General features: G+C 45.5%; 21 protein-coding genes. 20 read left to right on the forward strand and 1 reads right to left on the reverse strand.

The genetic code is table 11. From position 1 onward, the window contains the following. Positions 1-44 precede the first annotated feature (44 nt). The 17 genes from D7Y06_RS02460 (at position 45) to D7Y06_RS02540 (ending at position 18,815) form a co-directional block, all read left to right on the forward strand. Entirely contained in the window at positions 45-242 is a 198-nt protein-coding gene (locus D7Y06_RS02460; RefSeq protein ID WP_120406250.1) for a hypothetical protein, read from the forward strand. Next, on the forward strand, positions 205-705 hold the full coding sequence (locus tag D7Y06_RS02465) for an SEC-C metal-binding domain-containing protein (RefSeq protein ID WP_120406251.1): 501 nt from the start codon (positions 205-207) through the stop codon (positions 703-705). Before D7Y06_RS02460 ends, D7Y06_RS02465 begins: the two co-directional genes overlap by 38 nt. Positions 706-1,067: 362 nt before the next feature. Continuing rightward, positions 1,068-3,032, forward strand: a complete 1,965-nt coding sequence (thrS, locus tag D7Y06_RS02470; protein WP_120406252.1) for a threonine--tRNA ligase — start codon at positions 1,068-1,070, stop codon at positions 3,030-3,032. Positions 3,033-3,205: 173 nt separating this feature from the next. Next, positions 3,206-3,520, forward strand: a complete 315-nt coding sequence (locus tag D7Y06_RS02475) for a DUF1540 domain-containing protein (protein WP_120406253.1) — start codon at positions 3,206-3,208, stop codon at positions 3,518-3,520. A gap of 220 nt (positions 3,521-3,740) precedes the next feature. Further along, positions 3,741-4,172 (forward strand): division/cell wall cluster transcriptional repressor MraZ, encoded by a 432-nt coding sequence (gene mraZ / locus D7Y06_RS02480; RefSeq protein ID WP_120406346.1) that lies wholly within the window; start codon positions 3,741-3,743, stop codon positions 4,170-4,172. A 32-nt stretch (positions 4,173-4,204) separates the two neighbouring features. After that, positions 4,205-5,143, forward strand: coding sequence for a 16S rRNA (cytosine(1402)-N(4))-methyltransferase RsmH (gene rsmH, locus D7Y06_RS02485; protein WP_120406254.1), 939 nt, complete (start codon positions 4,205-4,207; stop codon positions 5,141-5,143). A 46-nt stretch (positions 5,144-5,189) separates the two neighbouring features. Then, positions 5,190-5,699: a hypothetical protein gene (locus D7Y06_RS02490; protein WP_120406255.1), complete on the forward strand. Its 510-nt coding sequence runs from the start codon at positions 5,190-5,192 to the stop codon at positions 5,697-5,699. 91 nt (positions 5,700-5,790) lie between these two features. Then, positions 5,791-7,827, forward strand: coding sequence for a peptidoglycan D,D-transpeptidase FtsI family protein (locus tag D7Y06_RS02495; RefSeq protein ID WP_120406347.1), 2,037 nt, complete (start codon positions 5,791-5,793; stop codon positions 7,825-7,827). Between the two features lie 67 nt (positions 7,828-7,894). Further along, positions 7,895-9,655 carry a peptidoglycan D,D-transpeptidase FtsI family protein gene (locus tag D7Y06_RS02500; protein ID WP_120406256.1) on the forward strand — a complete coding sequence of 587 codons (1,761 nt, stop codon included), beginning with the start codon at positions 7,895-7,897 and terminating at the stop codon, positions 9,653-9,655. A gap of 143 nt (positions 9,656-9,798) precedes the next feature. Further along, positions 9,799-10,752, forward strand: coding sequence for a phospho-N-acetylmuramoyl-pentapeptide-transferase (gene mraY, locus D7Y06_RS02505; RefSeq protein WP_120406257.1), 954 nt, complete (start codon positions 9,799-9,801; stop codon positions 10,750-10,752). 11 nt (positions 10,753-10,763) lie between these two features. Continuing rightward, positions 10,764-12,125 (forward strand): UDP-N-acetylmuramoyl-L-alanine--D-glutamate ligase, encoded by a 1,362-nt coding sequence (murD, locus tag D7Y06_RS02510; protein WP_120406258.1) that lies wholly within the window; start codon positions 10,764-10,766, stop codon positions 12,123-12,125. A gap of 4 nt (positions 12,126-12,129) precedes the next feature. Next, positions 12,130-13,245 (forward strand): FtsW/RodA/SpoVE family cell cycle protein, encoded by a 1,116-nt coding sequence (locus tag D7Y06_RS02515; protein WP_120406259.1) that lies wholly within the window; start codon positions 12,130-12,132, stop codon positions 13,243-13,245. Between the two features lie 3 nt (positions 13,246-13,248). Further along, positions 13,249-14,016: a cell division protein FtsQ/DivIB gene (locus tag D7Y06_RS02520; RefSeq protein ID WP_120406260.1), complete on the forward strand. Its 768-nt coding sequence runs from the start codon at positions 13,249-13,251 to the stop codon at positions 14,014-14,016. Between the two features lie 194 nt (positions 14,017-14,210). Beyond that, positions 14,211-15,446: a cell division protein FtsZ gene (gene ftsZ / locus D7Y06_RS02525; protein ID WP_120406261.1), complete on the forward strand. Its 1,236-nt coding sequence runs from the start codon at positions 14,211-14,213 to the stop codon at positions 15,444-15,446. A 153-nt stretch (positions 15,447-15,599) separates the two neighbouring features. Then, the gene (locus D7Y06_RS02530) at positions 15,600-16,385 is read left to right on the forward strand and encodes a sigma-E processing peptidase SpoIIGA (protein WP_120406262.1); all 786 of its coding nucleotides are present in this window, start codon (positions 15,600-15,602) and stop codon (positions 16,383-16,385) included. A 21-nt stretch (positions 16,386-16,406) separates the two neighbouring features. Beyond that, on the forward strand, positions 16,407-17,144 hold the full coding sequence (gene sigE, locus D7Y06_RS02535) for an RNA polymerase sporulation sigma factor SigE (protein ID WP_120406263.1): 738 nt from the start codon (positions 16,407-16,409) through the stop codon (positions 17,142-17,144). Positions 17,145-17,210: 66 nt separating this feature from the next. Next, positions 17,211-18,815 (forward strand): MBL fold metallo-hydrolase RNA specificity domain-containing protein, encoded by a 1,605-nt coding sequence (locus tag D7Y06_RS02540; protein WP_120406264.1) that lies wholly within the window; start codon positions 17,211-17,213, stop codon positions 18,813-18,815. On the opposite strand, the gene sigG is transcribed toward D7Y06_RS02540, so the two are convergent. Next, positions 18,812-19,591, reverse strand: a complete 780-nt coding sequence (gene sigG, locus D7Y06_RS02545) for an RNA polymerase sporulation sigma factor SigG (RefSeq protein ID WP_120406265.1) — start codon at positions 19,589-19,591, stop codon at positions 18,812-18,814. The two genes, D7Y06_RS02540 and sigG, sit on opposite strands and share 4 nt — an antisense overlap. Before the next feature lie 118 nt (positions 19,592-19,709). Here sigG and D7Y06_RS02550 point away from each other — a divergent pair, with 118 nt between their 5' ends. Genes D7Y06_RS02550 through D7Y06_RS02560 form a run of 3 tightly spaced genes read left to right on the forward strand, consistent with a single transcriptional unit; the run spans position 19,710 to position 23,581 of the window. Next, positions 19,710-20,015, forward strand: a complete 306-nt coding sequence (locus D7Y06_RS02550; protein WP_120406266.1) for a hypothetical protein — start codon at positions 19,710-19,712, stop codon at positions 20,013-20,015. 19 nt (positions 20,016-20,034) lie between these two features. Next, complete coding sequence (gene argS / locus D7Y06_RS02555) at positions 20,035-21,804, forward strand: arginine--tRNA ligase (protein ID WP_120406267.1); 1,770 nt, start codon at positions 20,035-20,037, stop codon at positions 21,802-21,804. 43 nt (positions 21,805-21,847) lie between these two features. Beyond that, positions 21,848-23,581: an ABC transporter ATP-binding protein gene (locus D7Y06_RS02560; RefSeq protein ID WP_120406268.1), complete on the forward strand. Its 1,734-nt coding sequence runs from the start codon at positions 21,848-21,850 to the stop codon at positions 23,579-23,581. Positions 23,582-23,632: the final 51 nt, after the last annotated feature.

Raw genomic sequence — 23,632 nt, forward strand, 5'->3', positions numbered from 1 at the left:
CCTAAGAAACAGGTGGGGGTTGTTTCTTTAGGAACAATAATAGTATGGCACAAAAAAATAGTTCTATACACTTTTTTATATTTTTTAAAATTTATGTTTTTAACAGCCGCAAAAAATATTTGAAATATGCCCCGGTATTTGCTATAATACATTTGTATTTGCGTGGATATGCATTATCCCCAGAAGAAAAAGAAGGAGTAAATCATGGCATTATTAGAGAGCTGGCAAAAGGTTGCCTATAATGAAAAGACAAACAAACAGGAATTGCAGAGATTTTGGCAGAGATATTTCTTAGTGGAAAAAGGCGTGTATGAAAAGCTTTTGGTGAATCCCGACGAGCATGTGGAGGGAACGGTGAAAGAGCTTGCGGAAAAATACGAACTTAGTATTATGGATATGACCGGATTCTTAGATGGGATCAATGAGAGCCTGATTACCCCCAATCCCATTGATACCATGGAAGAAGACACGGTGGTGAACTTAAATTTTGATAAAGAGAAACTCTACAAAAATATGGTGGAGGCAAGGGCTGACTGGCTCTATGAGCTTCCTGCGTGGGAAGAAATCTTTGACCAGGAAACAAGGCACAGGCTGTATTTGGAGCAGAGAAAGTCAGGCACTGTTGTGACAGGCAAGAAAGTGGGGAGAAACGACCCATGTCCCTGCGGCAGCGGCAAGAAATATAAAAAGTGCTGCGGGAGATAATATGTGAGGGATTTAAAAAAATCCTTTACATATGAGAAAGTTTGGAGTACTATAACAATATCTTAAGATTTATAGAGAAAATGCGTGGATAAGAACAGTAAGCTGTGGAATGTATCAGAGAGAGATGCCTTTTGAGGATTTTAAAAGCGGTGGAAGCATCTTTGCAGGAAGCATCCGAAGACCATCTTGGAGCGGCTTTTAATAGAGCCCGGTGATTCCGTTATCGTCAGAATGAGATTTCCTTTCATATACTGCAAAGGAAAGAAAATTGGGTGGAACCACGGTAAATATCGTCCCTGCTGTAAGAAATTATAGCAGGGATTTTTTCTATCAAAATTAAGTCAAATGAGAGGAGTTTAACCATGAAAATTACATTGAAAGACGGCTCCGTAAAGGAGTACAGTGAAGCAAAATCCGTGTATGAAATTGCAAAAGACATAAGCGAAGGTTTAGCAAGGGTGGCGTGTGCCGGGGAGATTGACGGTGAAATTGTAGACCTCCGCACCCAGATAGACAGGGACGTGAACTTAAATATTGTGACAAGTAGTGATGAGGCAGGGCTGAAAGTCATCCGCCACACGGCCAGCCATGTTTTGGCGGAGGCGGTAAAACGCCTGTTTCCAGGGACAAAAATCACAATAGGCCCGGCCATTGCGGAAGGGTTTTATTATGATTTTGACGCTGAGCCTTTCTCCAGGGAAGATTTGGATAAACTGGAGGGGGAGATGAAAAAAATCATTAAAGAGGGACATGAAATTACCAGATTTACCCTTCCGAGGGATGAGGCCATAAAATTTATGGAGGAAAAAGGGGAACCTTTTAAAGTGGAGCTGATACAGGATTTGCCGGAGGATGCCCAGATTTCATTTTATGACCAGGGCGGCTTTGTAGACCTTTGCGCTGGGCCTCATTTAATGAGCACCAAGGGAATTAAGGCATATAAACTGATTTCTTCCTCCATGGCTTACTGGCGGGGGGATTCCAACCGGGCAAAACTCCAGAGGATTTACGGTACGGCATTTAATAAGAAAGAAGAGTTAAAAGCCCATTTAGATCATCTGGAGGATATCAAAAAGCGGGACCACAACAAGCTTGGCCGTGAGATGGGACTTTTTACCACTGTGGATGTAATTGGCCAGGGACTGCCTTTGCTTTTACCCAAGGGGACAAAAATGGTTATGAAAATGCAGCGGTGGATTGAGGATTTGGAGGATAAGGAGTGGGGATATGTGCGCACAAAAACTCCCCTTATGGCAAAATCTGACTTATATAAGATTTCCGGGCACTGGGATCACTACACAGACGGCATGTTTGTCTTAGGGGATGAGGAAAAGGATAAAGAGGTTTTTGCCCTGCGTCCCATGACCTGTCCTTTCCAGTATTATTGCTATAAAAGCGAACAGCATTCCTACCGTGACCTGCCTATCCGCTACGGCGAGACGTCCACTTTATTCAGAAATGAGGATTCCGGGGAAATGCACGGGCTTACCAGGGTGCGCCAGTTTACCATCTCAGAGGGGCATCTCATTGTGCGGCCGGACCAGATGGTAGAAGAGTTTAAGGGCTGCCTGGCCTTGGCAAAACACTGCCTTACCACTTTGGGGCTAGAGGAGGATGTGACATACCATCTCTCCAAATGGGATCCGGACAACAGGGATAAGTACATTGGAGAGCCGGAAGTCTGGGAGGAAACCCAGCAGCATATGCGGGATATTATGGATGAGCTTCACATGAATTATGTGGAGGATGTGGGGGAAGCCGCTTTCTACGGACCAAAAGTAGACATTAATGCAAAGAACGTGTACGGCAAAGAGGACACCATGATTACCATTCAGTGGGACGCACTTTTGGCGGAACAGTTTGATATGTATTATATTGACAAAGAGGGGAATAAAATTCGTCCCTGCATTATCCACAGAACATCCATCGGATGTTATGAGAGAACCTTAGCCTGGCTTATTGAAAAATATGCGGGGAAATTCCCCACATGGCTTTGCCCGGAGCAGGTGCGGATTCTTCCTATTTCCGATAAATATGAAGATTATGCCAATAAAGTATGTGAGGAACTGAAAAAGAACGGCATTGACGTAACGGTGGATAACCGTTCGGAGAAAATCGGATTTAAAATCAGGGAGGCCCGCCTTGACAAACTTCCCTATATGCTTGTGGTGGGACAAAAAGAGGAGGAAGAGGAGACTGTCTCTGTGAGAAGCCGCTTTGCAGGAGATGAGGGAAGCAAAAAATTAAATGATTTTATTTCATTTATTAAAAAAGAAATTGACACAAAGGAAATCCGAAAAGAAGAAGCGGCAGAAGAAACAAAATAGCAGAGGTATAAAAATAATTAAATTGCAGATACTAAGTCCGGCTGAAGTTTGGCCGGACTTTTTATGTCAAGGCCCGCATATGGAAGTTTACCGCTGATACGGTATGTGGGCCGCAGGGCGGGCAGAGGAAAATTTTCTCTGCTCAATTCAAAAATCAGGAAGGAGAAACCACTATGACAAGATTAGTATGTTCTGCCACAAATTGTCTTTACAACGACGACAGGTACTGCTGCAAGGGAGATATCCAGATTGACGGCGAAGGCGCTACCACTTCCAATGCTACCTGCTGTAAAAGTTTCCGGGAGAGAAAAGGGGAAGCTGGAAGAAATGCGGCAATGGAGCCAAATCGTGACATTGAGATTGATTGTCAAGCCTGCCGCTGTAAATACAATGAGGACTGCCGTTGTACTGCCGACCAAATCGGTATCGGAGGGAGCCATGCATGTCACTGTCAGGAGACAGAGTGTATGACATTCTGCTGTAAGTAAAAGGATTTAAAAAAAACAACTATATATTGTGCCAAAAAAGAAAAAATGGCACTATATTTTGAAAAATGCATCAGATTATTTTTTTCTGATGCATTTTTTTGTCCATTGCCCTTGCATTTTATCTTGTTCTAAGATAGAATAGACATACAAGTGGAGGAAAGTGGATGGAAATGGTTAAAAGTGGTTTGAAATGCCATTTCTGGGGAAGCAGGTGTCCATTATGTTCATGGGAGAGTACAGTCACACAATCGATACCAAGGGCAGGCTGATTGTTCCATCCAAATTCAGAGAACAGCTTGGAAATGAGTTTGTTGTAACGAAGGGATTGGATGGGTGTCTTTTTGTGTACCCCAATGAAGAATGGAAAAACATTGAAGAAAAATTCCGAAATATTCCTCTCACTACAAAAGATGCCAGAAAATTCTCCAGATTTTTCTTCGCGGGAGCAGCCAGCTGTGAAGTGGACAAGCAGGGGAGAATCCTTCTGCCCCAGGTTTTAAGAGAATTTGCAGACCTTAGCAAAGATGTGGTTTTAGTGGGTGTTTTGAGCAGAATTGAGATTTGGAGCAAGGAGAGATGGCAGGATACCAATTCCTATGAGGATATGGATGAAGTGGCAGAGCATATGGCGGAGCTTGGGCTTAGCATCTGATAAAATGCAGTAAGAAATAAAGAGGGGATTCTATGGAATTTGAACATAAGTCCGTTTTACTGGAGGAGATAATTGAATATTTAAACATCCGTCAGGATGGGATTTATGTGGACGGAACCCTGGGGGGAGGAGGGCATTCCTCCCACATTGCAAAAAGGCTTTCCGGGAAGGGTAGGCTCATTGGAATCGACCAGGACGGGGATGCCATTGCAGCAGCCTCGGACAGATTAAAACCCTTTAAGGACAGGGTTTCCATTGTGCGAAGCAATTACAGGGCCATGAGGCAGGTGCTTTCAGGTTTTGGAATAGAGAGGGCCGATGGGATACTCCTTGACCTTGGGGTGTCGTCTTTTCAGTTAGATGCCCCGGAGCGTGGGTTTACTTACCGGAATGAGGATGCACCTCTTGATATGCGCATGGATCAAAGGGGGGAGCTGACGGCGGAGGATATTGTAAATGAGTACAGTGAGATGGAGCTTTACCGGATAATCCGTGATTACGGGGAAGACCGTTTTGCAAAAAACATTGCAAAGCATATTGTCAGGGAGAGACAGAAGAAACGGATTGTGACGGCAGGGGAATTAAATGCTGTAATTTCCGCCGCTATTCCCAAAAAAATCCAGGCCACAGGAGGCCACCCGGCAAAGCGGACCTACCAGGCGATCCGCATTGAGTTAAACCATGAGCTGGATGTGCTCAAAGAGGGATTGGAGGATATGATTGACCTGTTAAATCCCGGGGGGAGGCTGTGTATCATCACATTTCATTCCCTGGAGGACAGAATTGTGAAAAATGTGTTTAAGAGGAACGAAAACCCCTGCGTGTGCCCAAAGGAATTTCCTGTGTGTGTCTGTGGAAATGTGTCGAAGGGAAGGGTGATATCAAGAAAACCTATCCTGCCGGGGGAAGAGGAAATGAAAGAGAACAAAAGATCAAAAAGTGCGAAACTTCGTGTTTTTGAGAGAAGATAAAAAACTTATGACAGCAAATATGTGACGGAAAGAGAGAGAGAAGAGGATGAAAAGAGAAGCAAACTCAAACGCCCGAAGAAGACAGCCTGAATTTAAGACAAATTATTATGTGGACGGAAATACAGTAAGGCGGCTGGAAGGTGAGCCGGAAGAACGCCGGAGAAAGCAGCTGGAAAAAGAGAGAAAAGAACGTCAGAAGAAGAACCGCCGTGTAGCCAGGAGAAATCAGGAAAAAGCCCTTAGAATGAGTATGGGATACGTGAGTTTCTGCACCATGGCAGTTTTAATTTCCTGCGTTGTGTGTGTAACATATATTCAATTACAGTCCGATATAACCAGCAGGATGAAACACATCTCAACTTTAGAGAGCCAGATTACAGACTTGAAGGCGGACAATGATGCGGCAATTAAGCGAATTGATTTGTCCACAGATTTGGAGGATGTAAAGTATAAGGCAATCCATGAGCTGGGGATGAAATATGCAGGGCCGGGACAGATTGTGTACTACACAGTGGAGGACAGCGATTATATGAATCAGTATTCAGATATTCCCTGATAGCCTGTATGATTGAAGCCATATTCCAAAATAGCAGGAGAGAAGTGTGAGAAGAAGAAAAAAGCGGGTAGTAAAAAAATTCCATAAGAAAATGCAGAAAAAACTTCTGGTAGAATTTTTAATTATCACATTAGTGTTGGTGGGGCTCATTGGGCGTCTGATGTATATCGAGTATACCAGCGGGGAAAAGTACGAAAAAATCGTACTGTCCCAGCAGGAGTATAACAGCCGCACCATTCCATACCAGAGAGGGGATATTGTAGATACCAAAGGAACGGTTTTAGCTACCAGCATTGATGTTTACAATGTGATTTTAGACTGTAAAGTGTTAAACCAGAAAGAGAAGGATAAAAACGATACCATAGACGCACTGGTATCTTGTTTTCCTGATTTAGATAAAGGGGATTTGTTAAAGGAGTTAGAGGAACATCCAGCCAGCCAGTATACTGTGCTGGCTAAGCGTCTTTCCTACGAAGAGATCCAGCCCTTTGTGCAGATGCAGGCGGATACGGAAAAATACCCCAATATTAATGGAAACGCCGTGTGGTTTGAAAAAGAGTATATCAGAAACTATCCCTACAAGACCTTAGCATCCTCCCTTATCGGTTTTGTCTCATCAGGAAATGTGGGAACCACGGGACTGGAAAATTACTATAACAGTACCTTAAACGGAGTGAACGGAAGGCAGTACGGATATTTAAACTCTGACAATAATTTTGAAAAAACCATTAAAGACCCCAGGGACGGCAATACCGTTGTAACTACCGTGGATGTGAATATTCAGTCCGTGGCGGAGGAAAAAATTGCAGAATTCAATGAAAAGCATAAAGACGGCTATGTGGAGGGGCCTGGAACCTTACACACGGCGGCTCTGATTATGAATCCTCAGAACGGGGAAATCCTTGCCATGGCGGATTACCCCAGTTTTGACTTAAATAATCCCAGGGATTTAACCCCTTTTTATACGGAGGAAGAACTGGAGGGGAAAAGCGAGGAGGATAAAATGGACCTGCTCAATCAGCTGTGGGGAAATTTCTGTGTGAATTCTACCTTTGAGCCGGGATCCACCATTAAGCCTTTTACAGTGGCCACAGGACTTGAGACTGGAAAAATAACGGGAAATGAAGTTTATATCTGTGATGGGGAGCAGGTATTTCCGGGAGATATCCATATCCACTGCGTGAGCAGGGCCGGCCACGGGGAGGAGACGGTGGAAAAATCCCTCATGGATTCCTGCAACGACGCTTTGATGCAGATGGCGGAAACTATAGGAATTGAAGATTTTACCACATATCAGAGTATTTTCGGATTTGGGGAAAAGACAAATATTGACCTTCCCGGGGAGGCGAGGACAGACGCACTTATGTTTACGGGGGAGACGATGAAACCTATCGATTTGGCCACCAACTCTTTCGGACAAAGTTTTAACTGCAGTATGATACAGCTTGCCAGCGCCTTTTCCTCCCTGATAAATGGAGGGAATTTTTATCAGCCCCATGTGGTGAAGAAAATTCTGGATTCTCAGGGGAATACCATAGAGACGATCCGGCCTACGGTGTTAAAGCAGACGGTTTCCAAAAAGACCAGCGAGACTTTAAAGACCTATTTAAAAGCGGTTGTGGCGGAGGGGACCGGTAATACGGCAAAAGTAAACGGCTATTCCATGGGAGGAAAAACCGGTACGGCACAGAAACGTCCGGTGGAGAATAAAAAGTATCTCCTCTCCTTTGTGGGGTATGCCCCGGCGGACAATCCCCAGGTTCTTGTGTATGTGGTGGTGGATGAGCCCAACGTAGAAGACCAGGCCCACAGCAATTATGCCCAGGAGCTGGCAAAAAGTATTATGGAGGAAGTACTTCCCTATATGAACCTCTATCCCGATGAAGCCGTTATCCGAGAGCCTGAAAATCAGAGAGAGGGGCAGGAGGGAGATGGAGGTGAACCCCAAGAGGGGGAAGAAGGAGAAAAGCCGGAGGATTCCATGGTATGGGGGGACATTTTTGAGGATGGCTATGAAGATGATTTTGATGAAAAATTAGGGCAGGGGCAGGATGGACAGGAAGGAGAAGAGCCAAAAGAGGGCCAGGAGCCGGTAGAAGGACAGGAGCCCCAGCCGGGCCAGGAGTAAAACCGCTAACATAACCTTGCAAAAGAGGGAATAAAATAAACTAAAAGTCTTTTGTGGGGCGTTGTCTATGTTTCGGTATAAGACATTTAACCGGCAGAAAACCATGGTGATTTTTGTCTGTGTCCTGTTTATCCTAATGTTTCTCATTGGACGGCTGGTGTATCTTATGGTGTTCTGTTCTGAATATTATGGGAAAAAGGCCGAGGACCTTCACGAGCGGGAGAGGGATATCAAGGCGGCCAGAGGCAGGATTATCGATGCCACGGGAACTGTCCTTGCGGCAAATAAAACGGTGTGTACCATCTCGGTTATTTACAACCAGGTAAAAGATAAAGAGGAAGTCATTGCGGTTTTGACAAAAGAACTTGGCATGCCTGAGGAAAAAGTGCGGGCAAGGGTGGAAAAGGTGAGTTCCATTGAGCGGATAAAATCCAATGTAGACAAGGAGACCGGGGATAAAATCCGCTCTTACGGCCTTGCGGGGGTAAAAGTGGATGAAGATTACAAACGGTACTACCCCTATGACACTTTGGCTTCCAAAGTTTTAGGATTTACCGGGGGGGACAATCAGGGGATTGTGGGGCTGGAAGTCAAATACGATGAATATATGCAGGGCACTAACGGCAAAATTTTAACACTTACCGATGCCAGGGGAGTGGAGATTGAGAATGCCGGGGAGTCCAGGCTCGACCCGGTGGACGGCAACGACCTTCACATTACCCTGGACTATAATATACAGATGTACGCACAGCAGGCGGCAGGGAAAGCGCTGGAGCAAAAACAGGCGGACAGCGTTTCCGTGATTGCCATGAACCCGGAGAACGGGGAGATTAAGGCCATGGTTAATGTGCCGGAATTCAATTTAAACGATCCTTTTACCTTAAATTATGAAGTGGGGGAGGAAGTGTCCGCGGAAAAAAAGCAGGAGCTTTTAAACCAGATGTGGAGAAACCAGTGTATCAATGATACTTATGAGCCGGGTTCCACTTTTAAAATCATTACCACTGCGGCGGCTTTGGAAGAGGGTGTGGTGAATCTTGCAGACAGCTTTTACTGCAGGGGTTACTATACGGTGGAGGACAGAAATATACACTGCCATAAAGTTTCCGGCCATGGTTCGGAGGACTTTATCCACGGGATTATGAATTCCTGTAATCCTGTATTTATCGAGGTGGGGCTTCGGGTGGGGCCGGAGCATTATTACGATTATTTCAGTCAGTTCGGACTGTTAAAAAAGACGGGGATTGACCTTCCCGGGGAGGCGGCAACCATTATGCACTCCAAAGAAAAAATCGGCCTTGTAGAGCTGGCCACCATGTCTTTCGGTCAGTCCTTCCAGATTACCCCCATGCAGTTACTCACCACAGTTTCCGCCATGATAAACGGGGGGAACCGGGTAACGCCCCACTTCGGGGCAAGTGTAAAGGACAGTGAGGGAAATGTGATAAAGACATTTCAGTATGACACAAAAGAGTCCGTGGTGTCTGAGGAGACCTCGGAGAAAATACGCTTTTTATTGGAAAAGGTGGTGTCTGAGGGCGGAGGGAAAAATGCAAAAATCCCTGGATATTCCATTGGAGGTAAGACGGCCACCTCCCAGACACTGCCTAGAAGCGCCCACAAATATATCTCTTCATTTTTGGGGTTTGCCCCGGCGGATAACCCCCAGATTTTACTTTTGGTAATTATTAACAATCCCCAGGGAATCTATTACGGCGGAACCATTGCAGCCCCTGTGGCAAGGGAGATTTTTGAGGATATCCTGCCTTATCTGGGAATACCTTTTGATGAGAATGCGGCAAAAGAAGGGGAGGAAGGGGAAAATTAAACTTGCGCCATAAGAAAAAATAACGTATACTAAATATTTGGAATCAGGCGGCAGTATGGATTGCCTGTACTGCCGCGGAAATGGAAAGTATGGACGCCATACAAATATACATGCGGTTTCGCAGAAGTAAAGAGGTAGAGGTTATGACAAGTCATGTAGCAGCTCCGGTGCTGATAGCATTTGTAATCAGCGCCGTATTAGGGCCGGTAATTATTCCTTTTTTAAGGAAATTAAAGGTAGGGCAGACAGAGCGGGAGGAGTTGAAGTCCCACTTAAAGAAGACGGGGACCCCGACTATGGGAGGATTGATTATCCTTGCCGGCACTCTGGGCACTTCCCTGTTGTTTGTAAAGGATTATCCCAAAATCATTCCCATTTTGTTTCTCACTGTGGGATTTGGGGTCATTGGTTTTCTGGATGATTACCTGAAAGTGGTCCTGCGCAGGTCAGACGGTCTTTTGGCCTGGCAGAAAATGATACTGCAGATTCTGGTAACGGGTGTGTTCGCCTATTATCTTATGAATTATACCGATGTGTCCCTTACCATGCTCATTCCTTTTTCCGGGGGAAAATATTTGGACATTGGCGTCTTTTCCATACCTCTTATGTTTGTGGCGGTTATCGGCACAGTAAACGGGGTGAATTTTACAGACGGCTTAGACGGCCTTGCCTCCAGCGTGACAGTGCTGGTGGCCACCTTTTTTACTGTGGTGGCGGTGGGGACAAAAAGCGGCATAGAGCCTATTACCTGTGCAGTGGCAGGGGCGCTTTTGGGATTTCTCCTATTTAACGTATATCCCGCCAAAGTGTTTATGGGGGATACCGGATCCCTGGCTTTGGGAGGATTTGTGGCAGCAACGGCTTACATGCTGCAGATGCCTTTGTTTATTCCCATTGTGGGATTTATCTACATGATAGAGGTGATTTCTGTTATGCTCCAGGTGTCCTATTTTAAGGCTACCCACGGAAAACGGATTTTCCGCATGGCTCCCATCCATCATCATTTTGAACTGGGAGGATGGTCTGAAACCAGGGTTGTAGCGGTATTCTCCGTTGTGACGGCACTTTTGGCCCTGGTGGCACTTATGGCATTGTAGGAGGCAGGTAAATGAACAGGAAAGAAAAACGATACCTGGTGGCGGGAACTGGAAAAAGCGGTGCCGCTGCAGCAGGTCTTTTAAAAAAACAGCAGATGGACGTAACGCTGTACGATGGAAATGAAAATCTGGATATCCAGGGCTTTTATGAGAAACATCCTGAGTTAAATGATGTGAAAATACTTTTGGGGGAGCTTTCTGCAGAGGAGATGAAAGGTTTTGACATTCTGGTGTTAAGTCCGGGGATTCCCACGGATATTCCCATGGTAGAGAACATGAGAAATCTGGGGATCACTGTGTGGGGGGAAGTGGAGCTGGCCTATGCCTTTTCCAAGGGAAAGGTTTTGGCTGTTACCGGGACAAACGGCAAGACCACCACTACATCCCTTCTTGGGGAAATTATGAAAAGCAGTTTTTCTGATGTGAAAGTGGTGGGAAACATTGGGATTCCCTATACCAGCGTGGCACTTGACACCAGAGAGGATACGGTGACGGTGGCGGAAATCAGCAGTTTCCAGCTTGAGACCATAGAAAATTTCGCCCCCAAGGTGACGGCGATTTTAAATATTACCCCGGACCACTTAAACCGGCACCACACCATGGAAAACTATACGGCTGTAAAGGAATCCATTACAAAAAACCAGGGAAGGGACGGAATTTGCGTATTAAACTATGAGGATGAGGTTTTGCGGAAATTCGGGGAGAGCCTTCCCTTAAAAGTCATATATTTTTCCAGCAGGAGAGAGTTGGAAGAGGGGCTTTTTTATAAAGACGACTGTATTTACCTGGCACAGGAAGGGAAGGTGACGAAAATCCTTCCGGTAAAGGAATTAAACCTTTTAGGCAGGCATAATTATGAAAATGTAATGGCTGCCGCCGCCATGGCTCTGGGATTTGGGGTGGATTTGGAAAAAATAAGAAAGGTTCTTTGCAATTTTCAGGCAGTGGAGCATAGAATTGAATATGTGACGGAAAAAAGAGGCGTAAAATTTTACAATGACTCTAAGGGAACAAACCCCGATGCCGCCATACAGGGGATTCGTGCCATGGTGCGCCCCACATTTTTAATCGGGGGAGGCTATGATAAACAGTCTGCTTACGGGGAGTGGATTGATGCCTTTGAGGGGAAAGTAAAAGAGCTGGTTCTTATCGGACAGACGAGAGAAGCCATTGCAGAGACTGCCAGGAAACACGGCTTTACCAATATTATTTTAAAAGATACCTTAGAAGAGGCAGTAAAGTTGTGCTATGAACATGCCAAGAGCGGGGATGCGGTGCTTTTGTCCCCCGCCTGTGCAAGCTGGGGCATGTTTACCGACTATGAGGAGCGGGGCAGAGTATTTAAAGAGATAGTAAATAGCTTAAAGGAGTGAGGGCATGAGCCGAAGACCGGAAAAGAACAGGGAGAAGCCAATTAAATATTTTGATTATACCATGCTGTTTATCATAATATTTTTGGTAGGCTTCGGCCTTGTGATGCTCTACAGCACCAGTTCTTACAATGCCCAGCTGAAATTCAAAGATTCCGCATGGTATTTAAAGAAACAGGTGTTTGCCACAGCTGTGGGCTTTTTCGGAATGTTTGTGGCTGCCCATATTGACTATCACTATTGGATGAAATTAAGCGGCCTTGCCTATGTTTTTGCCCTTTTTCTCTGTGTCCTTGTTATTTTTAGCGGAGAAAATTATAACGGCTCCACCAGATGGCTGAAAATCGGCCCTTTGAGCGTGCAGCCTTCGGAGATTGCCAAGGTGGCAACCATCCTCTTTCTGGCAACTGTTATAAATAAGATGCCAAAGCAGATGGGAAAAATGTCTACCATTATGAAGATTATGATTTTAACGGTTCCAATTGTCGGGGTGGTGGCAAAGACAAACTTAAGTACCGCCATTATTATTCTGGGGATTGCCGTGTGCCTTACCTTTGTGGCAAGTCCCAAATATAAGCCTTTTTTTCTTATGGCTTTTTGGGTGGTGGGATTTGGCGCAATGTTTATTATGAAGGAAGGCTACCGGGCGGAACGTATTAAAATCTGGCGGCATCCCGAAGATTTTGAAAAGGGATATCAGACCCTCCAGGGACTTTATGCCATTGGCTCCGGAGGGCTCTTTGGAAAAGGCTTAGGGGAGAGTATGCAAAAACTCGGCTTTCTCCCGGAGGCCCAAAACGATATGATTTTTTCTATTATCTGCGAGGAACTGGGGTTATTCGGGGCGGTGTGCGTGATTCTTTTATTCCTTCTTTTAATCTGGAGATTTCTTGTGATTGCCAACAATGCCTCAGATCTTTTTGGGGCCCTGATTGTGGTAGGGATTATGGCCCATGTTGCCATTCAGGTAATTCTAAATATTGCCGTTGTCACCAACAGTATTCCAAACACAGGAATCACCCTTCCTTTCATCAGTTACGGGGGAACCTCCGTGGCCATTCTTTTAACGGAAATGGGGCTGGCCTTAAGCGTTTCCAGAGGAATTAAACTAGAGGTGGTGTAATTTATGGCAAGAGACAAGGAACTGCTGCGGGAAAAGCGCAGAAAGAAAAAGAGACGAAAGATAAGGTTTGCGGTTTTTTTGGTTTTTCTGCTCACAGCAGGATTATCCGCCCTGATTATCTGGCAGGTTTACCGGGTGGGGGAAGTGAAGGTGGAGGGAAATGAGCACTATTCCAAGGAGCAGATAGAGAAATTTGTCCTGGATGATAAGTACTCCTGGAATTCCTTATACGTGTATTTAAAATACCGGTTTATGGAAATGGAGCAGATTCCCTTTGTGGATACTATGGAGGTTTCCCTGGAAAACCCTAAAACCCTTAAAATATTTGTCTATGAGAAAGAGATTATCGGGTATCTCTACATTGCCTCCATCGATCAGAACGTTTTTTTTGACAAGGACGGATTTGTGGTGGAGACCTCCAAGGAGATGATAGAAGGGATTCCCAGAGTGGACGGGTTAAACTGCGACCAGGTAGTTTTGTATGAGAAACTTCCCATTAAGGACAAGGATATCCTGCGCAGCCTTCTTGCCGCCAGCCAGTCCCTAAAGAAAAACGGGATTGTGCCGGATGAAATCCAGTTTGGGGAAAACGGGGATTTGAGCCTTACCTATGGAAATATTAAAGTTTTGCTGGGGGGAGGGGACAAGCTCACCAATAAAATTTTGCGGCTTTCCTACATACTTCCACAGATTGAGGGAAAAAAAGGCGTTCTCCATGTGGAAAACTGGACAGAGAACACCACCGACATTATTTTTGACCAGGAAAAGTAATAAATTGGAGATTTCATGAAAAAATTTTGATTTTCTTATTGATTAATTTTGCAAAAGATTATATTATAGTCTATATGAGTTTGTTTGTGCTCTGAATGATACAAGATATTGTGGATTGCATAGAAACTTTTTACATATATTTGGTTAGATTGGAATTCAGACAAAAAAGGGTAGAGAAAAAAGGAGGAAATACCTTGCTTGAGATAATGAATACAGAGAGTGATTCCAGTGCAAAGATTATTGTGATCGGTGTGGGGGGCGCTGGGAATAATGCGGTAAATAGAATGATTGACGAGTGCATCGGCGGCGTGGAGTTTGTGGGGATTAATACGGACAAGCAGGCTCTGATGCTTTGCAAGGCTCCCACATTGATTCAGATTGGGGAGAAACTCACAAAGGGACTTGGGGCGGGAGCCCAGCCGGAAGTGGGCCAGAAAGCCGCAGAGGAGAGCGCAGAGGATTTGGCGGAGGCAGTGAAAGGCGCGGATATGGTATTTGTTACCTGCGGCATGGGAGGAGGAACAGGGACAGGTGCTGCTCCTGTGGTGGCCAAGCTTGCCAAAGAGCAGGGAATCCTCACGGTAGGGGTTGTGACAAAACCCTTTAAATTTGAGGCAAAAACAAGAATGGTAAATGCTATTTCCGGCATAGACCGTTTAAAAGAGAGCGTAGATACCTTGATTGTCATTCCAAACGACAAGCTCTTAGAGATTGTGGACAGAAGGACAACCATGCCCGACGCCTTGAAGAAAGCGGACGAGGTGCTTCAGCAGGCGGTGCAGGGTATTACGGATCTGATTAATGTTCCCGCACTTATCAACTTGGATTTTGCGGATGTGCAGACCGTTATGAAGGACAAGGGTATGGCACATATCGGAATCGGAAGTGCAAACGGGGACGACAAGGCTATCGAGGCGGTGAAACTTGCCGTTGCAAGTCCACTTTTGGAGACAACCATCACTGGTGCTTCCCATGTCATTATCAATATTTCCGGGGATATCTCCCTTATGGATGCCAATGATGCGGCAAGCTATGTCCAGGATTTGGCAGGGGACAATGCCAATATTATATTTGGTGCAAAATTTGATGAGAATATGACGGATGAGGCTACCATTACGGTAATTGCCACAGGGCTTGAGAGCCCGGCTCACACAAATAAAATTATACCAGGGATGAAATATCAGAGCAATACTTCTCCAAACAGGCCCATGTCTTCGGTGTCAAGGCCTGCTCCAACCCCTTCAGCGGGAACAGGAAGCGGATTACACAGCGCCGGGCTTAATACGGGAACTGCCCAGGCAGGAGCAGGGTTGAATACAAATGCAACTCCTTTTAATTACGGCGGTATTAAAAAGCCTCAGAAACCGGAGAGCAGCGTTCCCCAGAGGGACATTAAGATTCCAGAATTTTTGAAAAATACAAAACGTTAAGGACGAAAGACAAAAGACCTTGAAAGCATGGCTTTCAGGGTCTTTTTTTGTCTTTTTATGAGGATGAATTTATGGTAAATCGGAACTTTCTTTGACAAAAAACTAATCTGGTTTCTTTTATAATAGCATCAGCAAATCTTTGGGAGGTGAAAAGTGAAGTATGAATTTTATGCGGATGTATTTTTCCTGACCAATTTCTATTTAGATTTTCTGGCATTCTACGCGGTAAGTGAAATCCTGGGAAAGAAAAAACGGATACTCCGTTTTCTGTCAGGGGCTGCCATAAGCAGCCTCATTGGCTGTATTCTCTTTCTATCACTCAGCCATTATGATATTTATTTGTTAAGTATACATTTTATAGTAAATCCGGTAATCACAGTGTTCTGTTTTTTTCCGGCGGAAAAAAGAAGTTATTTTCACGCATATCTGCTCACGTACTTTGTTTTGCTGATGCTTGGTGGAAGTATGCAATGGTTATACGGCACCTTAACAGGGGGGAGATATTATGAAATCTGTCTTCTTCTCACCGGCATTCCCGTTCTGGTGTTTACTTATATCATACGCAGGAAAAGGGAAAGTGTGAAGATTCACTATGATGCTTTTGTCTCCCACAAGGGCAGGGAGGTAAAGGTATGTGCCCTTTTGGATACAGGGAACCGTCTGGTGGATCCTTACACAAAAGAGCCGGTACATATTTTGGCGGAGGGAATGAGGGAGAAGCTTGGAATAGAGATGCCGGGAAGGCTGGTCCCGTTTCATTCCCTGGGGAAACCTGAGGGCATGATAGAAGTTTTCACCGTAGAGAAATTACGGGTGCGCCGCAGCAAAGAGGATACGGTGATTTCCCCGGCGGTGGTGGGTCTTGGGGAGAATGTTTTGTTTCAAAATAAGAGCTATCAGATGATATTGCACGGCAGCGTGGCGAATCACAGGGAGTAAAATTAAAATTTGGAGGTTATTATGTATTTAAAAGTCAATGTTCCGAAACAGATGAGAATCTCTTTTCTTGCGTCTTTAAAAAAACGTCAGGAGGAGACGGAGGAAGTTCACTATATCGGAGGCGCGGAAGTTTTGCCCCCGCCTTTAGATGCCGGTGAGGAGGCGGAGTGCATCAAACGCTTGGAGGAAGACGGGGAAGATGCAGCAAAAAATCGGCTGATAGAGCACAATTTAAGGCTGGTGGTGTACATAGCAAAAAAATTTGACAATACGGGTATCGGCGTGGAGGATTTGATTTCCATAGGGACCATTGGGCTGATTAAGTCCATTAACACCTTTAATCCCCAAAAAAATATTAAACTGGCTACCTACGCCTCCCGCTGCATTGAGAATGAAATTTTAATGTATTTGAGGAGAAACAGCAAGACCCGCATGGAGGTCAGCATTGACGAGCCCTTAAATGTGGATTGGGACGGCAATGAGCTTCTGCTCTCGGATATTTTGGGAACGGATGAGGATGTCATCTACAAAGACATTGAGACGGAGGTGGAGCATCATCTTTTGGGGAAAGCTATTGATAAACTCTCCGGCAGGGAAAGGATGATTGTGGAAATGCGCTACGGCCTTGGAAACAGGGGGGGCAGGGAACTGACCCAGAAAGAGGTGGCGGATAAGCTTGGAATTTCCCAGTCCTATATCTCAAGGCTTGAGAAAAAAATCATGCGCCGGCTGAAAAAAGAAATTGTGCGTCTGGAATAAAAAGGATGAAATTTACCACAATATATGGTACAATAAAAAAAAGTCTTTCACAAAGGAGGATAAGGGATGCGGCTGAATTTTTTAGGGGCAGATCATGAGGTAACTGGAAGCTGCCATTTTATGCAATTTGGGGACAAAAATCTTTTGGTAGACTGCGGCATGGAACAGGGGCCTGATTTATATGTAAATCAGGAAATTCCTGTAAATGCCTCGGATATTGACTATGTGTTTATCACCCATGCACATATCGACCACTCCGGGCTTTTGCCGCTTCTCTACAGCCATGGGTTCAGAGGCCAGGTGTTTGCCACAAATGCCACGGTTTCACTGTGTAACATTATGTTAAAGGACAGTGCCCATATCCAGGAGTTTGAGGCAGAGTGGAAAAACAGGAAGGCGAAAAGAGCCGGGCTGCCGGAAGTTGTGCCTTTGTACAGCATGGATGATGTTATGGGGGTACTGGGACACTTCATTCCCTGCAGTTACGATGAAAAAGTGCAGGTGGAAGAAAATCTTGCGGTGCGGTTTGTGGACGCCGGGCATCTTTTGGGTTCTTCCAGCATTGAAATGTGGGTGCGAGAAGAGGGGAAGGAAGTAAAAATCGTCTTTTCCGGGGATATCGGACATGAGGGAAAGCCTTTGATTAAAAATCCCACCTACATAGAAGAGGCGGACTTTGTGGTGATGGAATCCACCTATGGAGACAGAAATCATGCTGCTTCCGTAGATTTTGCAAGGGAACTTGCCCAGGCCATAGAGACGACCTTTGCAAGGGGGGGGAATCTTGTGATTCCTGCTTTTTCCGTGGGCAGGACACAGGAACTTTTGTATTTCCTGAGGAAAATCAAGACGGATAAACTTCTGGACCGCTTTTTGGATTTTGAGGTGTATATCGACAGCCCGCTAGCTATCGAGGCCACCAATATATTCCACAAAAGCGTGGCGGAATGTTTTGACGGGGAAGCCTTGGAGTTGGTGAAAAAAGGTATCAATCCCATTGGATTTGAGGGGCTTAAAGTTGCGGTGACAAGCGATGAGTCAAAGATGGTGAATTTTATCCAAAAACCCATCGTTATTATCTCCGCCTCCGGTATGTGTGAGGCAGGGCGTATCAGGCACCACTTAAAGCATAACCTTTGGAGAAAGGAATCCACCATTCTTTTTGTGGGATTTCAGGTGCCTGGTACTCTGGGCAACGCCCTTTTGGGGGGAGCCAAGGAGGTGAGGCTCTTTGGTGAGACAATCAACGTCCAGGCGGAAATCAGAAATATGCCGGGCATCAGCGGGCATGCGGACAGAGACCATCTTTTGGCCTGGGCAAAAGCTTTTCGGAAAAAACCGAAAAAAATATTTGTGGTCCACGGAGACGACAAGGTTTGCGATGCCTTTGCGGAGTATGTAAGCAGTGAGCTTGGGGTGGAGGCTTATGCTCCCTACAGCGGGGACGGATTTGACTTGTTCACCGGGGAGCAGGTGGAGCAGGGAAGCCGTATGCTGGCGGAAAAGCGGAAAGAAAAACCCATGCGGGCATCCTCCAATATTTTTGCAAGGCTCCTTGCAGCGGGACAGCGTCTTATTACTGTTATTCACCGCTGTGAAGGGATGCCCAACAAAGAACTGGGAAGGTTTGCAGACCAGGTGAATTCCCTGTGTGACAAATGGGAACGCTAAGAGAGATAATTCCTCATGCTTTTTAAGGCGGATTTTTCCAGGCGGCTGACCTGGGCCTGGGAGATGTGGATTTCCTCCGCAACCTCCATCTGAGTTTTTCCTTCAAAAAAACGGAGTTTTATGATATAATTTTCCCGTTCGTTGAGACGCTTCATGGCGTCGTTTACAGCTAAGGATTCCACCCAGTTGTCCTCCTTGTTTTTCTTGTCCTTTACCTGGTCCATGACATAGAGGGTATCCCCTCCGTCGGTGTACACAGGGTCATAGAGGGAAAGGGGGCTCTGGATGGCATCTAAGGCAAATACCAGATCCTCTTTGGGGATTCCTGTGGAATCGGCGATTTCCTGAATGGTGGGTTCCTTAAAGGAAGTTTTTGACAATTCTTCCTTTGCGTGGATAGCCTTGTAGGCAGTATCCCGCAGAGAACGGCTCACACGGATGGAGGAGGCGTTATCCCGAAGGTAGCGGCGGATTTCCCCGATAATCATGGGAACTGCGTAGGTGGAAAATTTTACTCCGATGGTATCATCGAAGTTGTCAATGGATTTAATGAGGCCAATGCAGCCAATCTGAAACAGATCGTCTACATTTTCGTTGTTGCCGGAAAAGCGTTTGATTACGCTTAGGACAAGGCGGAGATTGCCTTTGATATACGTTTCCCTGGCGGCGGTATCGCCAGCTTTGATACGTTTAAAAAGAGCTTCTTTTTCTTCCTCTTTTAAGATAGGGAGTTTGGAAGTGTTTACACCGCAGATTTCGACTTTGTAGACAGCCATAAGGGACCTCCAGTTTCTTTAAGTAATAATTTGATATTAAAATCATTCTCTATTTTCATGGTTTTTATTCATGTATCATTTGCCAGAAAATAGAAACAGAAAGGGTAGGAAAATTTGTATGAGAGATATGATTGACGAAAGAAATGATAGAGAACGCAGCAGCCGGAGTATTGTAAAGGGATATAATGTGCATTATATGACACCGGAGGAGTTAGCGGAGCGGGAGAGGCAAAAAATGCAGAAAGAAGAGCAAAAAGCTGCCCCCGCCCCTGTTTTGGAGCCGGAAAAAGCCCAGGAGACGGAGACTTTAGAGGGGGAGGAACAGGATTCTTCTGACCCTGTAACCCAGGAGCAGATTGCAAAAATTTTAGGGGAGAGGGAAGAGCAGTACAACCAGATGTTGGATGAGATAAAACAGCAGTAGTGGAAAGGATTTACAGGAAATGGAAAAGATACTTGATATTATCACAAAAGAAGTGAAGAAGGGATTTGCATCCCAGGGATATGAGGAAAGTTACGGGCGTGTTACCTTATCGAACCGCCCGGATTTATGTGAATACCAGTGCAACGGTGCCTTGGCTGCGGCAAAAGCGTACAAGAAGGCACCGTTTCTGATTGCTGATGAAGTGGCGGAAGCCTTAAAGGGAAACAGCGTTTTTTCCTCTGTGGAGTCTGTGAAACCAGGTTTTTTGAATTTAAAAGTGAATGAGGCTTTTCTTGCGGAATATCTCTTTGATATGTTAAAGGATAAAGAGCGTTTCGGCTGTGAAAAAGCGGAGGAAACAAAGAGGATTATGATTGATTACGGCGGCCCCAATGTGGCAAAGCCCCTCCATGTGGGGCACCTGCGCTCCGCCATTATCGGGGAGAGCATAAAGCGCATGGGGCGTTTTATGGGCTATGAAATGATTGGGGATGTGCACCTGGGGGACTGGGGCCTTCAGATGGGGCTGATTATTACGGAATTAAAAGAGAGAAAACCGGATTTAGTGTATTTTGATGAAACTTATACCGGGGACTATCCTTTGGATCCACCTTTTACCATTTCGGAACTGGAGGAAATTTATCCAACTGCCAGCGGAAAGTCCAAGGAGGATAAAGCGTATAAAGATGCGGCTATGGAGGCCACTTTTGAGCTTCAGCATGGACGGAAAGGTTACCAGGCCCTTTTGTCCCATATTTTAAATGTGTCAGTGACGGACCTTAAGAAAAATTATGAGAAGTTAAATGTGTCCTTTGACTTGTGGAAAGGGGAAAGCGATGCCCAGCCATTTATTCCGGATATGGTGGAAAAGATGAAGGCGGAGGGACATGCCTACATCAGTGAGGGGGCCCTTGTGGTGGATGTGAAGGAGGAGGGGGATACAAAGGAAATTCCCCCCTGCATGATATTAAAATCTGACGGGGCCTCCCTTTACAATACCACGGATCTGGCTACCATTGTGTGGCGTATGAGGGACTATCACCCGGACCATATTATCTATGTGGTGGACAAGCGCCAGGAACTGTATTTTACCCAGGTCTTCCGGTGCGCCAGAAAGACAGGCTTGGTGGAGGATGGGACTAAGCTTACCTTTTTAGGTTTTGGAACCATGAACGGCAAGGACGGAAAGCCTTTTAAGACAAGGGAAGGCGGCGTGATGCGCCTGGAGAGCCTTCTGGCTGAGATTAACGATGAGATGTACAAAAAGATTTCCGAGAACCACACCATGGAGGAGGGTGCGGCAAGGGAGACAGCAAAAACTGTGGCCCTCTCCGCTGTAAAGTACGGAGATTTGTCCAACCAGGCGTCGAAAGATTATATTTTTGACGTGGAGCGGTTTACTTCTTTTGAGGGGAATACCGGGCCTTATATTTTATATACCATTGTGAGGATGAAGTCTATTTTGGCAAAGTATGAAGCTTTGGGAAAAAAGGCGGGAGATGCGAAGCTGCTTCCTGCGGAGACGGAACATGAGAAAGGATTAATGTTGGAGCTTAGCAGGTTTTCCGGGGCAATGGAGCTTGCCTGGGAGGAGCTTGCCCCCCACAAAGTCTGCGCCTATATGTATGACCTTGCCAATGCTTTCAACAGTTTTTATCACGGTACAAAAATTATGGCGGAGGAAGACGAAAACAGACAGGCAGGTTATATCTCCCTTTTAAAGCTTACCAAGGGAGTTTTGGAAAAATGTATCGGACTTTTGGGATTTTCCGCTCCTGACCGCATGTGATATGCTCTGTCCGCTGCTGTTTTATCATTAGACGGAGAAAAAAATGAGTGAGAATCTAAAGAAAATGATTTCCTACTACAGGCCCTACCGCAGGGTATTTTTTGCGGATATGTTTTTTGCTATGCTGGCATCCCTTATCGCCCTTGTGATACCTTTAATTGTGCGGTATGTCACTTCAACCGTTATCTATATGGAGCAGGAGGAAATGGTAAGGCAGGTATTGTACCTGGGAAGCCTTATGGTTGTTTTGGTGGGGATTTCCTGTTACTGTAACTATTTTATTTCCAATTACGGCCATGTGATGGGGGCGAAAATCGAGTACGATATGCGGGCAGAGATTTTTGCCCATTTCCAGAAATTGTCCTTTGCCTTTTACGATAACCAGAAGGTGGGGGCCTTAATGTCAAGGATTACCACGGATCTATTTGACATTACAGAACTTTTGCACCACGGGCCGGAAAATATTGTGATATCTCTTATTAAGATCATAGGGGCCTTGGTGATTATGCTGTGTATCAGCCCAAGGCTTACCTTGGCGGCTTTTCTTTTAGTGCCTGTGATGTTTGTGTACGCCCTGTTGTTTTTTAAGAAGATGAAGGGGGCTTTTAAGAGAAACAGGGTGAAGATTGCAGAAATTAACAGCCAGATAGAGGACAATCTCTCCGGAATCCGGGTGGTGAAATCTTTTGCAAATGAAGAGATAGAAGAGCAGAAGTTTCAGGCGGGAAACCAGGGATTTTTAAAGGCCAAGAAAAACAGTTATTTTTATATGGGAGGATACCATGCGGGCCTTGGATCTTTCTCCATGCTTATTACCGTGGTGGTGCTTGTGGCAGGGGCACTTGGCATCTCACGTGGAAGTGTTGGGGTGACGGATTTAATCACCTTCCTTCTCTACATTAACATCTTAACGGAGCCCATTAAGACTCTCATTGATTTTACAGAGCAGTTTCAAAACGGCTACACAGGGTTTGAGCGGTTCCGGGAGATTATGGCCATAAAGCCTGATATTGAAAATGACAAGGATGCCGTGGCTTTAGAGGAAGTGAAAGGCGTGATTGATTTTAACCATGTCTCCTTCCAATATGAGGATAACACGGAGACGGTGTTAAGTAACATTAACTTCCATGTGGACGCCGGGGAGTATGTGGCCCTTGTGGGCTCTTCCGGGGCGGGAAAGAGTACTCTGTGCAGTCTGATTCCCAGGTTTTATGACGTGACCGGTGGAAAGATTTTCATTGACGGCGTGGATGTGCGCAAGATCCAGTTAAAGAGCCTAAGGGATCACATCGGCATTGTCCAGCAGGATGTGTATCTCTTTGTGGGGACAATTTATGACAATATCCGTTACGGAAAACCGGAGGCATCAAGGGACGAGGTGATTGCGGCTGCCAAAAACGCCAACGCCCACGACTTTATTATGTCCCTTCCAAAAGGGTATGACACGGACATCGGCCAGCGGGGCATAAAGCTTTCCGGAGGGCAGAAGCAGAGGCTTTCCATCGCCCGGGTATTTTTAAAAAATCCCCCCATACTGATATTTGACGAGGCTACTTCTGCATTGGACAATGAAAGTGAAAAAGTGGTTCAGGACTCATTGGAAAAACTGGCAAGGAACCGCACTACCTTTGTGATTGCCCACCGGCTTACCACCATCAAAAACGCAAAGAGGATTCTTGTGCTCACAGAGGAGGGGATTGAGGAAGAGGGAAGCCATGAGGAACTTTTAGCCAAAAGAGGAATTTACGAAAAACTGTATCATATGCACAATATGTAGCGTATGATAAATTGAGATTTAAGGGGTGCCCCTGTCTTTGGGACAGACAGG

Origin of the sequence: Roseburia sp. 1XD42-69 (assembly GCF_003612565.1) — a bacterium.
GTDB lineage: Bacteria > Bacillota > Clostridia > Lachnospirales > Lachnospiraceae > Roseburia_B.